The organism is Nonomuraea sp. NEAU-A123 (genome assembly GCF_018603905.1).
Taxonomy (GTDB): domain Bacteria; phylum Actinomycetota; class Actinomycetes; order Streptosporangiales; family Streptosporangiaceae; genus Nonomuraea.
On record NZ_JAHFZZ010000006.1, the window covers coordinates 646,860 to 660,533 of the forward strand.

General features: G+C 66.4%; 11 protein-coding genes. 8 read left to right on the plus strand and 3 right to left on the minus strand.

The window, feature by feature from the left end; genetic code table 11:
- Positions 1 to 633: 633 nt before the first annotated feature.
- Positions 634 to 1,191, minus strand: a complete 558-nt coding sequence (locus tag KLK06_RS22120) for a hypothetical protein (RefSeq protein ID WP_214637430.1) — start codon at positions 1,189 to 1,191, stop codon at positions 634 to 636.
- Here KLK06_RS22120 and KLK06_RS22125 point away from each other — a divergent pair.
- Positions 1,184 to 1,732 carry a hypothetical protein gene (locus KLK06_RS22125; RefSeq protein WP_214637431.1) on the plus strand — a complete coding sequence of 183 codons (549 nt, stop codon included), beginning with the start codon at positions 1,184 to 1,186 and terminating at the stop codon, positions 1,730 to 1,732. The genes KLK06_RS22120 and KLK06_RS22125 overlap by 8 nt on opposite strands.
- Positions 1,733 to 2,256: 524 nt before the next feature.
- Complete coding sequence (locus KLK06_RS22130; protein ID WP_214637432.1) at positions 2,257 to 3,612, plus strand: M1 family metallopeptidase; 1,356 nt, start codon at positions 2,257 to 2,259, stop codon at positions 3,610 to 3,612.
- Between the two features lie 4 nt (positions 3,613 to 3,616).
- Here KLK06_RS22130 and KLK06_RS22135 read toward each other — a convergent pair whose 3' ends face one another.
- Together KLK06_RS22135 and KLK06_RS22140 are read right to left on the minus strand one after the other, a co-directional pair.
- Positions 3,617 to 4,450 carry a M48 family metalloprotease gene (locus KLK06_RS22135; RefSeq protein ID WP_214637433.1) on the minus strand — a complete coding sequence of 278 codons (834 nt, stop codon included), beginning with the start codon at positions 4,448 to 4,450 and terminating at the stop codon, positions 3,617 to 3,619.
- Between the two features lie 146 nt (positions 4,451 to 4,596).
- Positions 4,597 to 5,058 carry an ATP-binding protein gene (locus KLK06_RS22140; protein ID WP_246654869.1) on the minus strand — a complete coding sequence of 154 codons (462 nt, stop codon included), beginning with the start codon at positions 5,056 to 5,058 and terminating at the stop codon, positions 4,597 to 4,599.
- 248 nt (positions 5,059 to 5,306) lie between these two features.
- Between KLK06_RS22140 and KLK06_RS22145 the strand changes: the two genes are divergently transcribed.
- The 6 genes from KLK06_RS22145 (at position 5,307) to KLK06_RS22170 (ending at position 13,272) form a co-directional block, all read left to right on the plus strand.
- The gene (locus KLK06_RS22145; protein WP_214637435.1) at positions 5,307 to 6,173 is read left to right on the plus strand and encodes a helix-turn-helix transcriptional regulator; all 867 of its coding nucleotides are present in this window, start codon (positions 5,307 to 5,309) and stop codon (positions 6,171 to 6,173) included.
- Positions 6,174 to 6,343: 170 nt separating this feature from the next.
- A complete protein-coding gene (gene tig, locus KLK06_RS22150) occupies positions 6,344 to 7,726 on the plus strand; it encodes a trigger factor (protein WP_214637436.1) in 1,383 nt (460 codons plus the stop codon).
- Between the two features lie 174 nt (positions 7,727 to 7,900).
- Positions 7,901 to 8,533 (plus strand): ClpP family protease, encoded by a 633-nt coding sequence (locus tag KLK06_RS22155; protein WP_214637490.1) that lies wholly within the window; start codon positions 7,901 to 7,903, stop codon positions 8,531 to 8,533.
- A gap of 10 nt (positions 8,534 to 8,543) precedes the next feature.
- Positions 8,544 to 9,167, plus strand: a complete 624-nt coding sequence (locus tag KLK06_RS22160) for an ATP-dependent Clp protease proteolytic subunit (protein ID WP_214637437.1) — start codon at positions 8,544 to 8,546, stop codon at positions 9,165 to 9,167.
- 174 nt (positions 9,168 to 9,341) lie between these two features.
- Positions 9,342 to 10,625: an ATP-dependent Clp protease ATP-binding subunit ClpX gene (gene clpX / locus KLK06_RS22165; RefSeq protein WP_214637438.1), complete on the plus strand. Its 1,284-nt coding sequence runs from the start codon at positions 9,342 to 9,344 to the stop codon at positions 10,623 to 10,625.
- A 73-nt stretch (positions 10,626 to 10,698) separates the two neighbouring features.
- Complete coding sequence (locus tag KLK06_RS22170) at positions 10,699 to 13,272, plus strand: valine--tRNA ligase (RefSeq protein ID WP_214637439.1); 2,574 nt, start codon at positions 10,699 to 10,701, stop codon at positions 13,270 to 13,272.
- The last annotated feature ends 402 nt before the right edge of the window (positions 13,273 to 13,674 follow it).

Here is a 13,674-nt window from a genome sequence, read left to right on the forward strand (position 1 = left end):
CCGCTTCCGCGTACTGACCGACCGCCCAGACCAGGTGCCGGAACCGCGGAGGCCGCCGGGGACGACTGCGGTACTGCGCTCGACGCGGCGGTCTTCGGCGAGCCTGCTGAAGACGGCGGGACGGACACCGGCGAAGGTTCGGCGGCGCAGGATGCCAGCGCGAGCACGCACGCGATCAGCATCGTCCAGCTGCGCAAGGTCCTCATGCCCGCGCGTTGTGGGAGAGCCTTCACCTATCGGACGTCCGGGCGTCGGGGCAACTGTGCCCACAGGGCCGGGTGCGATCGCTCACACAGACCGTGCGACGGTTCAGGGGACGAGAGGCGGCGAGTGTCCCCGTCGGATGGTTGACCTGCAAGAACGCCCCTCCAGTCCGGAGACGGCTCACGGATAGGAGCGTGCTGGCTGTCTCCCGGAAGCTTCCATCGAAGATTCGGGCTGCGGCTCGGCGATGAATATCCCCGCACGATGTGCCCGGCCGGTCTGCCCACCACCAGAACGGCGCGCTCACTGCGCTTCCTCGCGCTATGAGTCGCACGATGGATGCATCGCGCTGGGCGTGGAAAGGCTGATCGCACCGTCCTGGACCCGCAGCCGGGACGCGGTGTCCCGGCTGGCCGTGTTCGCCGCCGGCTACGGGGTGGAGTGGCCGGTTTCTCCTGGTGGGGTGTCGTCGGCGGCACCCTCGTCGGTGGCGGGGTGTTCGCTGCGCCGCCTGCGTCCGCGGTACTCCGAGTCGGGGTCGCTCTCGGCCGGGGCGAAGGGGTTGAATGGAGAGGTCTTCGGGGGATTGATGACGTGGTCGGGCGAGTCCAGGGGGCTGGGGGGACTGAAGGACTCGAATGGCGGAGTCCAGGCGGCGGTCTCCTGAGGGTCCGTGTCGGAGAAGGGTACGGGCGAACTGGGCTCGGGCCGCGGGTTCCCCTGTCCGTTGAGCGCGCCGAGTAGGGCGCTTTTCTGTTCGTCGAGGGCGGCGGCGGCCTCGATGGCTTCCAGGAGTTGCAGCCTCCACTGGTCGCCTTCGTCGGGCTCGGGAGTGCTGGGGTGGGGGGAGAGGGTTGGGATGGGTTCCACGTATCCGGCGGTGGCCAAGCGGGTCCCGCGGCGGGCCTTGGCCACCAGCATCGTGAGTACGGCCAGGAGGGCCGCTACGACCACCACGGCCGAGGTGATCACCGTTGGCGTGGACAAGCTCGACAAAGGGCTGGTGATCGCGGCGTTGAGGTGTGTGGGTAGAGCACCTGGAGTGGTGCTGGACGCCGTCGGCGTGGCAGCAGTGTCCTCCGCAGTGGCGAGTTTGGTTGTGGGGGTCTCGGTTGACGTGGGCGAGGACGAAGTGGTGGGCGTCGCTTCAGTTGCGGTGGCGGTCGGCTCGGCTTCGGAGGTGGCCGCGGCTGACGGCGAGTCCGACGTCGTGGCGGTATCCGTGGGTGAGGGCGAGCCCGGTGTCGTGGGGGTGTCTGTGGGTGAGGGCGAGTCGGATGTTGTGGGGGTGGGGGTGGTTGATGACGAATCCGACGTAGTGGGGGAAGGCGTATCGAAGGTGGGAGTGGCAGTCGGTGTGTCTGAAGTGGGCCGGGGAGTAGCTGTGGTCGAAGGTGTGTCGGATGCCGAGGTGGGTGTGGCTGATGGTGCGTCGGAGATTGTTTGGGGAGCGGTTGGGTCAGTGTGGTGGTCGGGCCACTGCTGCTGGCCCTCGTCGCTGCTGGACTGCTCGTCGGGCGTCCGGTGACCGGATTGGTCGTCGGTCGGTCGTTCCTGGGGTACGTGGGTGCCGGATCGTGCCTCGGAGGTTCGGTCGGCGGGTTGGTCTTGGGGCCGGTGGGGGCCGGGCTGTGCCTCGGTGGTCTGGTACCACGGGGCCACGTTGTAGGCCGCGTCGATGAACTTCTGAATCTCTGGTGTCATGGAAATGTTGATCTCCCGGACTAGGCCGGATTTACCCATACAGATCCCGACAGAAGTGGTGATTAAGGACTGATATGGCTAAACCGGAAGCCTGTGGTACGGCGAGGGTACCTTGCCATTTCCGCAGGTCAAGTGCCATTCAAGAGATGACTAAGAGATCCTCTAAGAGTAAAAGGCCAGGTCAGATGCTCTGTCCGAAATGCTATACAACATGAACTATGTAGAAAGATCTACCAAATTCCGTTACGTGTGGGACCACTAGGACGACAGCCGTTCCCGAGTAGCAGCTGACCCTCCGCGTGTTGTTGCGCGGTATCGCGACAAACCACGGCGTACTACCTTGGCGCGGTGAATTCGATCATTTCCCTCTTACTCGTCGCGGCGGTCGCCGCGCCCGGCGCGCCCGAGAAGGGTCGCTCGGAGCCGGTGGCGGACCCCGTCTACCCCGCCTACGGCAATCCCGCGATCGACGTCCTCCACTACGGGCTGGAACTGGACTGGAAGCCGTCCAAGCGGCTGCTCACCGGTAAGGCCCGGCTCACCGTCAGAGCCGTCAAGGACATCGACAAGATCGCGCTCGACTTCGGCCACGCGTTGCGGGTGGACGAGGTGACAGTCGCGGGGAAGCGGGTCAAGGCCCGGCATCCGGGTGACGACCTGGTGATCCCGCTGCGCTCCCCGGTGGCGGCGGACAAGCGGGTCGAGGTGGCCGTCCGCTATCACGGGACTCCCGAGCCCGTCCGCACGGGGCAGTACCGCTCCGACACGAGCACGCTCGGGTTCCGCTCGGCGGGTGATGGGTCGGCGTGGGCGTTGCAGGAGCCGTACGGGGCCTTCACCTGGTTCCCCGTGAACGACCATCCGTCCGACGAGGCGCGTTACGACGTGGCGGTCACGGTGCCGCGCGGGTGGGCGGCCGTGGCGCACGGGCGGTACCAGGGCCGTAAGGGGAACACCTACCGCTGGCGTTCGACCGAGTCGGTGGCCAGCTACGTCACGCTGCTCACCATCGATCACTACGATCGCTTCACCGACAAGGGGCCGCGCGGGATCCCGATCACGTACTGGCTCCGCAAGGGCGACCAGTCGAAATACCTTCCCGTCGTACGGCAGACGCCGGCGATCCTGCGCTGGCTGGAGAAGCGGCTGGGACCGTACCCCTTCTCCAGCGCGGGTGTGGTCGTCACCAGCGACTCGGGGATGGAGACCCAGCAGATGGTGACGCTGGCCCCCGAGTTCCTCACGCCCAACGTGGTGGCCCACGAGATGGCGCACCAGTGGTTCGGTGACGCGGTCACGCCCCGGACCTGGCGGGACGTGTGGCTGAACGAGGGCTTCGCGATGTACTTCGAGTGGCAGTGGGCCTCCGACCACGGGTCCAAGAAGCTGGCGAGCTATCTCAGCGACGCTCGGGAACTCGACGGGGGGTTGCGCAGGCAGGCGGGGCCGCCCGGGCACTACAAGTCGGACATGTTCGGGGCGAGCAACGTGTATTACGCTCCCGCGCTGATGCTGCACGAGATCCGCAAGCAGCTCGGGGACAAGCGGTTCTTCGCGACGCTGCGAGCGTGGGTGCAGGAGCACAAGGGGACCACGCAGGACCGGGCGTCGTTCGTGTCGTGGCTGAACGATCGGACAGGGCAGGATTTCACCGCCCTGATCGACGACTGGCTCGACTCGCCGACGACGCCGACGACGTCGTAAGGGGCTAGCCCATGAGCCGCCGCACCCGCACGTGCACGTGCGGGTGGGTGGCCATCAGGCGGCCCTTCTTCGTACGGCCGGCCACCAACCCCAACGCCGGCACCCCGCGCCGCAGGTCCGTCAGGGGGATGCCGTCCTCCTCGTGCACCTTGAGCAGCGCCGAGGCGAGCAGGCCCGGCTGGCCGAGCAGGTCGGCGGCGGCGCGGTCGGCGGCCAGTTCCCTGGAGCGGCTGAGCCAGCGCAGCGGCAGGTGCGCGAGGAAGCTGGCCAGCCCCGCGGCGGCACCGCCCACCAGCATCGCCAGCCCGATGAACAGCCCGAAGGGGAATTCCTCGAAGAACAACCCCGGAGCCTGCACCGCGACCCGCCCGGTGCCCTTGGCGAAGGCCGCCAGCGCGATCGCGAACGAGCTCGCCAGCGTCATCACCGCCACGTCCTGGTGCCTGATGTGCGCGATCTCGTGCGCGAGCACCGCGGTCAGCTCACCGGGCTCCAGGCGGGCGCGCAGCCCCTCGGTGACGATGATCGTCGAGCTGCGCCGTGACCGGCCGACCGTGTAGGCGTTCGGGGCCGGCGACGGGCTGATCGCCAGCCGCGGCTTGGCCACATCGCTCAAGGCGCAGAGCCGATCGAGTACGGCGTGCAGCTCCGGCTCCTGCTCGGCCGTGACGTACCGGGCCCTGGTCATCCGCCGCGCCATGGCCTCAGTGGACCACCACTGCACGAGCAGGACGAGGACGGCTCCGAGGGCGACGTACAGGACGGGAACCGCCATCAGCACGAGACCGGCCAGAACAGCCGAGTAGATGGCCACCAGCAGGGCCATAGGGATGAGCATGCGCACCTTCGGAACCTCCAGCCGACGACGACGGGCCGGAAGGTCTCCCTCGCCACACAGGGCCCGCCTGACCGGGCCGAGAGGGCCGTCATGACGATCAGGCGTGTTCGGAGGTACTCCCCTTCACTTCAAGAAAGGGTAATAAATCAGGCCTCGGTACGGAAGAGGGCCCACACGGCTTTGCCACCCCGAGCCAGCGGGTCCCAGCCCCAGCATTGGCTGTAGGTTTCGACGATGTAAAGGCCACGACCATTCTCGGAGATGAAGTCGGGCTCCTTGGGGGTGGGGATCTCGTCGCTCGGGTCGGCCACGGCCAGCAGCACGTGGGGGACGACCCGCATCAGCAACAGTTGGATCTCCCGCCGGCCTCTGGCGTACATCGCGTATCTGACCGCGTTCGTGACCAGTTCCGACACGACCAGCGCGGCGTCATCGCCCAGCTCCGGCAGACCCCACCCGCGTAACGTGGAGCGTGTCACGTCCCTGGCTGTCTTCACCGAGTCGGCCTGGAAGGGCAGCGGACACGAGGTCGTGTACGGCTTCCCGGCGCTCAACAGGCTGTCGAACCCCACTTCACGGGTGATCTGCAGGCAGTCGGCAGTGGCCAATGGGTCCTCCACCATCCCGCCGATACCTCCCGATTGCTATTGGGTTCGTGCATGTTTGGCCCAATATGCACTAGGCCATCATGGGACACGACTCCCGGTCGCTGCAAGACCCAAATGCACGTGCATGTGCAATGTGCAGCCGCATGGGCGGTTACCGGTAGGGGTATCCAAATCGGACACCAGGTTGAGACCTTGTCATACGCGGCAATGTGGTGTCACTGTGTGTGCGGACCTTGATAGGAGGCAGAGTGACGCAGAACCAGCCGGGTTCCGGCCCTACGGCGCTGCGCATCCTCCTGGGCTCCCAGCTGCGCAGGCTCAGGGAGGGGAAAGGCGTTACTCGCGAGGAGGCGGGCCACCTCATCAGGGGGTCCGAATCCAAGATCAGCCGCATGGAGCTGGGTCGCGTCGGCTTCAAGGAGCGCGACGTGGCCGATTTGCTGACTCTTTACGGAGTTGTGGACAACCAGGCACGCGCAGCCGTACTCGATCTGGTGGCCACGGCGAACGAGCCCGGTTGGTGGCACCGGTTCAACGACATCCTGCCCACGTGGTTCCAGGCGTACGTCGGCCTCGAGGAGGCCGCGGCCAGGATCAGGACCTACGAGGTTCAGTTCGTCCCCGGCTTGTTACAGACCAAGGAATACGCCCGGGCGGTGGTCACCGCGGGCTCGGCCGGCATCAGCGCGGAGGAGATCGCCCGCCGGGTGGATCTCCGGCTCGAACGCCAGCGCATGTTCGACAGGCCCGACGGCCCGGTCTTCTGGGCGGTCATCGACGAGGCCGCGCTGCGCCGCCCCATCGGCGGCGCCGAGGTGATGCGGGCTCAGCTCGAACACCTCATCGACCTGATGCGCCAGCCCAACATCACCATCCAGGTCATGCCGTTCAGTTTCGGCGGCCACAGTGCCGAGGGCGGCGCGTTCACCGTCCTGCGCTTCCCCGATCACGACCTGCCGGACGTGGTGTACGTCGAGCAGCTCGCCAGCGCTCTCTACCTGGACAAACGCGAGGACGTCGACCGCTACACCGAGGTGATGGAGCGACTCTGCGCCGTCAGCACCACGCCCGATGAGACCGTCGAGCTCTTGCGGGTGATCGCCGAGGAGTTCTGACGGGTCGTCCCGTCGTCGTTGGGTACGCATCTACCCTAGACTGGCGAACGGCGCTTGGATCCCGCCAAGGCGGAGCATGCCCAGCGCCGCTCATGTGGGCGCGGCGCGTGAGCCGTACCAAAAATGGACGCGCCCGCGATCACTCGAAGCTTGATCAAGGAGACCACCCCGTGAAGACCGCTGTCGAGGAGCTCAGCCCGACCAGGGTGAAGCTCACTGTCGAGGTGCCGTTCGAAGAGCTGCGCCCGAGCCTGGATGCGGCGTACAAGAAGGTCGCGCAGCAGGTGCGCGTCCCCGGGTTCCGCCCTGGCAAGGTTCCGGCCCGCATCATCGAGCAGCGCTTCGGCCGCGCGGTGGTGCTGGAGGAGACCCTTAACGACGCGGTGCCCAAGCTGTACGGCCAGGCCGTCGACGAGGTCGACGTCTTCCCGGTCAGCCAGCCCGACATCGAAATCACCAAGATCGAGGACGGCGAGCAGGTCGAGTTCACCGCCGAGGTGGACGTCCGGCCCAACTTCGACGTCCCCGACTACGCGGGCGCCGAGGTCACCGTCGACTCCGCCGAGGTCGCCGACGAGGACATCGACAGCCAGCTCGACGCGCTGCGCCAGCGCTTCGCCACGCTGACCGGTGTCGAGCGCGCCGCGGCCGCCGGCGACTTCGTCGTGATGGACCTGCGCGCCGAGATCGACGGCGCCAACATCGAGGAGCAGCAGGCCAACGAGGTCTCCTACGAGGTCGGTGCCGGCTCCGTGCTGCAGGGCCTCGACGACGCGCTCGTGGGCATGTCCGCGGGCGAGGAGAAGAGCTTCAAGACCGAGCTGGTCGGCGGTGAGAACGCCGGTGAGGAAGCCGACGTCATCATCTCCGTCAAGACGGTCAAGGAGAAGGTCCTGCCCGAGCTCGACGACGAGTTCGCCCAGTTGGCGAGCGAGTTCGACACGCTCGGCGAGCTGAAGGACAGCATCCGCGAGCAGGCCCGCCGCAACAAGCTGGTGGACCAGGTCGTCCAGGCCCGTGAGAAGGCCCTCGACTCGCTGCTCGACAAGATCGAGATGCCGATCCCCGACAGCGCGCTCAAGGCCGAGGTCGACGCTCGCAAGCACAACCTCGAGCACCAGATCGCCGAGAGCGGGCTGAGCCGCGACGCCTTCTTCCGCCTCTACCAGACGACCGAGGAGGAGCGCTTCGCCGAGTTCGACAGCAGCTCCGCCAAGGCCATCAAGGTCGGGTTCGTCCTTGACAAGATCGTCAAGAGCGAGGAGCTGGGCGTCTCCGAGCAGGAGCTGACCAACTTCGTCGTCCGCCGGGCCATGGAGATGGGCGTCCAGCCCAACCAGCTGGCCCAGCACCTGGCCGACAACGACCAGCTCACGCTGGCCATGGTCGAGATCGTCCGTGACAAGGCCAAGTCCGTCGTCGGTGACGCCGCCAAGGTGGTCGACTCCGAGGGCAACGAGGTGGACCTCAAGGCCATCTACACCGAGCTCAACGGCGCGGAGGCCGAAGAGGAGCCCGCCGACGAGTCGGCTGAGGAGAAGGCCGACGCCTAGCCCCAGAAACGGCGCCAAGCCCCCGATCCGGATGGTTCGGGGGCTTCGCACTGCTCTGGACGCCCTTACCTGCGCCGTCAGCGAACAGTAGGCAGACGGGGCATGACCTGTGTGCCCCGCGCGTTAGGGTCACAGGCAAAGCCAATCGATTACGACGCATCGGAAGGTGACGCTGTGACCAGCCCGCCGACCTTCTATCAGCCTGAGTCGCGAGGCCGTGAGAACGGCTCGTCCTTCCGGCTTGAGGACCAGCTTTACCAGCGCCTGCTGCGTGAGCGCATCATCGTGCTCGGGCAGGAGGTGAACGACGAGATCGCTAACCGGATCTGTGCCGAGCTGTTGCTCCTCGCGGCCGACGATCCGGACCGTGACATCTGGCTGTACATCAACTCGCCTGGCGGGTCGGTGACGGCCGGCATGGCCATCTACGACATGATGGAATACGTGCCCAACGACGTGGCCACGGTCGCCATGGGGCTGGCCGCCTCCATGGGGCAGTTCCTGCTGTCGGCGGGTGAGAGAGGCAAGCGCTACGCGCTGCCACACGCGCGCATCATGATGCACCAGCCGTCCGGCGGCATCGGTGGCACCGCCGCCGACATCGCCATCCAGGCGGAGCAGATGCTCTACGTGAAGAAGACCCTGGCCGAGCGGATCGCGCATCACACGGGTCAGTCGCTCGACCAGGTCGAGGCCGACTCCGATCGAGACCGTTGGTTCACGGCCGAAGAGGCCAAGGACTACGGCTTCATCGACCACGTCGTGCGCAGCGCGAGGCAGGTGCCCTCGCAGGGCGCCGTGTCCTAGGGGAGTTGAATTGAACATCGAAAGCCGGTACGTTCTCCCCTCCTTCGTCGAACGCACGTCCTATGGCGTGAAGGAGATGAATCCGTACAACAAGCTCTTCGAGGACCGCATCATCTTCCTTGGAGTGCAGATCGACGACGCGTCGGCCAACGACGTGATGGCCCAGCTGCTGACGCTGGAGTCGCTCGACCCCGACCGTGACATCAGCATCTACATCAACTCGCCGGGCGGTTCCTTCACCGCCATGACGGCGATCTACGACACGATGCAGTTCGTCCGGCCGGAGATCCAGACCGTCTGCCTGGGCCAGGCCGCCTCCGCCGCGGCCGTGCTGCTGGCCGGTGGCACCCCGGGCAAGCGGTTCGCGCTTCCCAACGCCAGGGTGCTCATCCACCAGCCCTCCACCGAGGGTGGCGGCCAGGGAAGCGACATCGAGATTCAGGCCCGCGAGATCCTTCGCATGCGCTCCCTCCTGGAGGAGATCGTGGCGAAGCACTCCGGAAAGCGCCCTGCGGAAGTCCGAAAGGACATCGAACGCGACAAAATTCTCAACGCGGACGAGGCAAAGGCGTATGGTCTGATCGACGACATCATCCCGTCGAGGAAGAAACGAGCTCAGGCCGTCGCTTCCTGATGAGATGTGACGCACCGGAGCGCTGCCCAATAGGGCACGTTCCGGTGCGACTCGCCGCCAGGGGGCTCACTGAGGGCCCAGAAGACGGTAACGTCGAAACCTGAGCGGTTCGGACCCGGTCCGGTAGATACGGATCGCGGGAGCAGGGCGGTCCCACGCAAAGGAGTATCTGGGGTGGCACGCATCGGCGACGGGGGAGACCTGCTGAAGTGCTCTTTCTGCGGGAAGAGCCAGAAGCAAGTCAAGAAGCTCATTGCCGGTCCAGGCGTCTACATCTGCGATGAGTGCATCGATCTCTGCAACGAGATCATCGAGGAGGAGCTCTCCGAGTCCTCTGAGCTCAAGTGGGACAACCTGCCCAAGCCGAGGGAGATCTACGAGTTCCTCGACGCCTATGTCATCGGTCAGGACAAGGCGAAGAAGGCGCTCTCGGTGGCGGTCTACAACCACTACAAGCGGGTGCAGTCCGGCGACCGAGGTAGAGACGACGGTCTGGAGCTGTCCAAGAGCAACATCCTGCTGCTGGGCCCCACGGGCTCGGGCAAGACACTGCTCGCGCAGACGCTGGCGAAGATGCTCAACGTGCCCTTCGCCATCGCGGACGCCACGGCGCTCACCGAGGCCGGATACGTCGGCGAGGACGTCGAGAACATCCTCCTCAAGCTCATCCAGGCCGCTGACTACGACGTCAAGAAGGCCGAGACCGGCATCATCTACATCGACGAGGTCGACAAGATCGCTCGAAAGAGCGAAAACCCGTCGATCACGCGTGACGTCTCCGGTGAGGGCGTCCAGCAGGCGCTGCTCAAGATCCTGGAGGGCACGACCGCGAGTGTGCCGCCGCAGGGCGGGCGCAAGCACCCCCACCAGGAGTTCATCCAGATCGACACGACGAACGTGCTGTTCATCTGTGGCGGCGCCTTCGCCGGTCTGGAAAAGATCATCGAGTCGCGCATCGGCAAGAAGGGCATCGGCTTCAACGCCATCATCCGCTCGAAGGAAGAGGTCGACATGGCCGACATCTTCGGCGATGTGATGCCCGAGGACCTGCTGAAGTTCGGCATGATCCCCGAATTCGTCGGTCGTCTGCCGGTCATCACCTCGGTGCACAACCTCGACCGGGAGGCGCTCATCCAGATCCTCACCGAGCCCCGCAACGCGCTGGTCAAGCAATACCGCAAGCTGCTGGAGCTCGACGGCGTGGAGCTGGAGTTCACCGACGGCGCGCTCGAGGCCATCGCCGACCAGGCGATCCTGCGCGGCACCGGCGCCCGCGGTCTGCGCGCCATCCTCGAAGAGGTGCTCCAGTCGGTGATGTACGAGGTGCCGTCGCGCCAGGACGTCGCACGCGTGGTCATCACCCGCGAGTCGGTGCTCGAACACGCCATCCCGACGCTCGTACCCCGCGACCAGCTCGCCGCCAAGCAGCAGCGCACGCCGCGGGAAAAGTCCGCCTGATCCTTCCCCTTCGGCAAGCGCCCCGCGGAGACAAACTCCCTGGGGCGTTTCGCTTTCCACCACCTCCCTAGAATTGGTCACTGTGACAACGCCAGAGCTGCCTACCCAGTACACCCCGGCCGACGTCGAGACCCGGAGCTACGAGCGCTGGGTATCCGAAGGCTTCTTCCTCGCCGACCCGGGCAGCCCGCGCGTGCCGTACAGCATCGTCCTCCCCCCGCCCAACGTGACCGGCGTCCTGCACATCGGGCACGCGCTCGACCACTCCATCCAGGACGCGCTCACCCGCCGGGCCCGCATGCAGGGGCGCGAGACGCTGTGGCTGCCCGGCATGGACCACGCGGGCATCGCCACCCAGAACGTCGTCGAGCGCGAGCTGGCCAAGCAGGGCCTGTCGCGCCATGACCTCGGGCGTGAGGAGTTCGTGGAGCGCGTCTGGCAGTGGAAGGAGGAGTCCGGTGGCCGGATCCTCGGCCAGATGCGCAAGCTCGGCGACGGCGTCGACTGGTCGCGCGAGCGCTTCACCATGGACACGGGGCTCTCGCGGGCCGTCCAAACGATCTTCAAGCGGCTCTTCGACGACGGGCTGATCTACCGGGCCGAACGCATCATCAACTGGTGCCCCCGCTGCCTCACCGCGCTGTCCGACATCGAGGTGGAGCACAGCGAGGACGACGGCGAGCTCGTCTCCATCTGCTACTCCGACGAGATCGTGGTGGCTACCACCCGCGCGGAGACCATGCTCGGCGATACCGCCGTGGCCGTGCACCCCTCCGACGAGCGCTACGCCCACCTGATCGGCACGCTCGTCGAGGTGCCGCTCACCGGCCGCCAGATTCCCGTGGTCGCCGACGAGCACGTCGACCCGGCCTTCGGCACCGGCGCGGTCAAGGTGACGCCGGCTCACGACCCCAACGACTTCGAGATCGGCCGGCGCCATTCGCTGCCGTCGCTGACCATCATGGACGAGCGTGGCGTGATCACCGCGCACGGGCCGTTCGAGGGACTCGACCGGTTCGAGGCACGACCCGCGGTGGTCGCCGCGCTCCGCGCCGAGGGCAGGATCGTCGCCGAGAAGCGCCCGTACGTCCACTCGGTCGGCCACTGCTCGCGCTGCAAGACGGTGGTGGAGCCGAGGCTGTCGCTGCAGTGGTTCGTCAACGTCTCGCCGCTGGCCAAGGCCGCCGGTGACGCGGTGCGTGACGGACGCACCCGCATCCACCCGCCCGAGCTGGCCAAGCGCTACTTCGACTGGGTCGACGACATGCACGACTGGTGCATCTCGCGCCAGCTTTGGTGGGGGCATCGCATCCCGGTCTGGTACGGCCCGGCCGGCGAGGTCGTGTGCGTGGGCCCCGACCAGGACCCGCCCGCCGGCTACGTCCAGGACTCCGACGTGCTCGACACCTGGTTCTCCTCGGGCCTGTGGCCGTTCTCCACGCTGGGCTGGCCCGACGCGACGCCGGAGCTCAAGCGCTTCTATCCGACGTCCGTGCTGGTCACGGGCTACGACATCCTGTTCTTCTGGGTCGCGCGGATGATGATGTTCGGCCTGTACGCCATGGACGGCGAGCCGCCCTTCCGTGTGGTGGCGCTGCACGGCATGGTCCGCGACCAGTACGGCAAGAAGATGTCCAAGTCGTTCGGCAACGTCGTCGACCCGCTCGACTGGATCGAGCGCTTCGGCGCCGACGCCACCCGCTTCACACTGCTGCGCGGCGCCAACCCGGGCGCCGACGTCGCGGTGAGCGAGGAATGGGCGGCCGGCTCGCGCAACTTCTGCAACAAGATCTGGAACGCCACGCGCTTCGCGCTGATGAACGGCGCGGCCACCGGCTCCCTCGACGGGCTCGACCTGACGGCGGCAGACCGATGGATCCTGTCGCGGCTGCAGAGCGTGATCTCGTCGGCCGACGCGGCCTTCGAGGAGTTCGAGTTCGCCAAGGCGTCGGATCTCCTCTACCACTTCGCGTGGGACGAGGTCTGCGACTGGTATCTGGAGCTGGCCAAGATCCAGCTCGGCGAGGGGCTGGAGCACACGCGGCTCGTGCTGGGCCATGTGCTCGACACGCTGCTGCGGCTGATGCACCCGCTGGTGCCGTTCGTCACCGAGGAGCTGTGGCGGGCCGTCACGGGTGGCGAGTCGGTCGTCGTGGCACCGTGGCCGCAGGTCGACTCCGGCCGTACCGATCCGGTCGCTGAGGCGGAGATCGTCGCTCTGCAGGAGCTGGTGACGGAGGTTCGGCGGTTCCGTTCGGATCAGGGGCTGAAGCCCGGCCAGAAGGTGGCCGCGCGGCTCGGACTGGCCGGCACGGCTCTTACGGGGCAGGAAGGGGCTATTCGCTCGCTCCTGCGGCTGACGGAGCCGTCTGACGCCTTTTCAGCCACCGCCCGCTTCACCGTGGGCGGGGTGACCGTGGAGATCGACACCGCGGGCGCCATCGACGTCGCGGCCGAGCGCAAGCGGTTGGAGAAGGATCTGGCGGCCGCACGCAAGGATGCGGCCCAGGCCACGGCCAAGCTGGGCAACGAGCAGTTCATGGCCAAGGCGCCCGAGGACGTGGTCGCCAAGGTCAGAGGGCGTGCGGAGCAGTCGGCGGCCGACATCGAGCGGCTTGAGAACCAGCTCGCCGGTTTGGGTGTTTGAGCGAGACACACCGGGGGAAGACCTATTCGTTACCGAAGTTGGGTCTTCCCCCGCGCTGGGGCTGCTAGAGTCTTCAACGCAGGGCAGCAGCCCTGACAATCTCTCTGATCACTCCCGATCTTTAGGCTGTGTCCGCATGCGATTGGACACGGACGAGAAGTTCGGGTAAGTTAAGAGGGTTGTCCCGGAACGAACCTGATCGGCCGATTTGACAAGAATCGTCCAAATCTGGTAAAGTGGGCAAAGCGAAATGTGCGCCTCTCGCAGGTTGGGGAGTACGCGTCCGTTTCTTGAGAACTCAACAGTGTGTTAAAAGCCAGTGCATGATGCACAACCCCGTCATGTTCATGCTTTCGGGTGTGGATGACGGATTCCTTTTTTGGTTGGGATTTCTTTCCCTTC

Excerpts from the sequence above, each read along its gene's own strand:
- KLK06_RS22135 (WP_214637433.1), bottom strand. The coding sequence starts at position 4,450 with ATGCTCATCCCTATGGCCCTGCTGGTGGCCATCTACTCGGCTGTTCTG.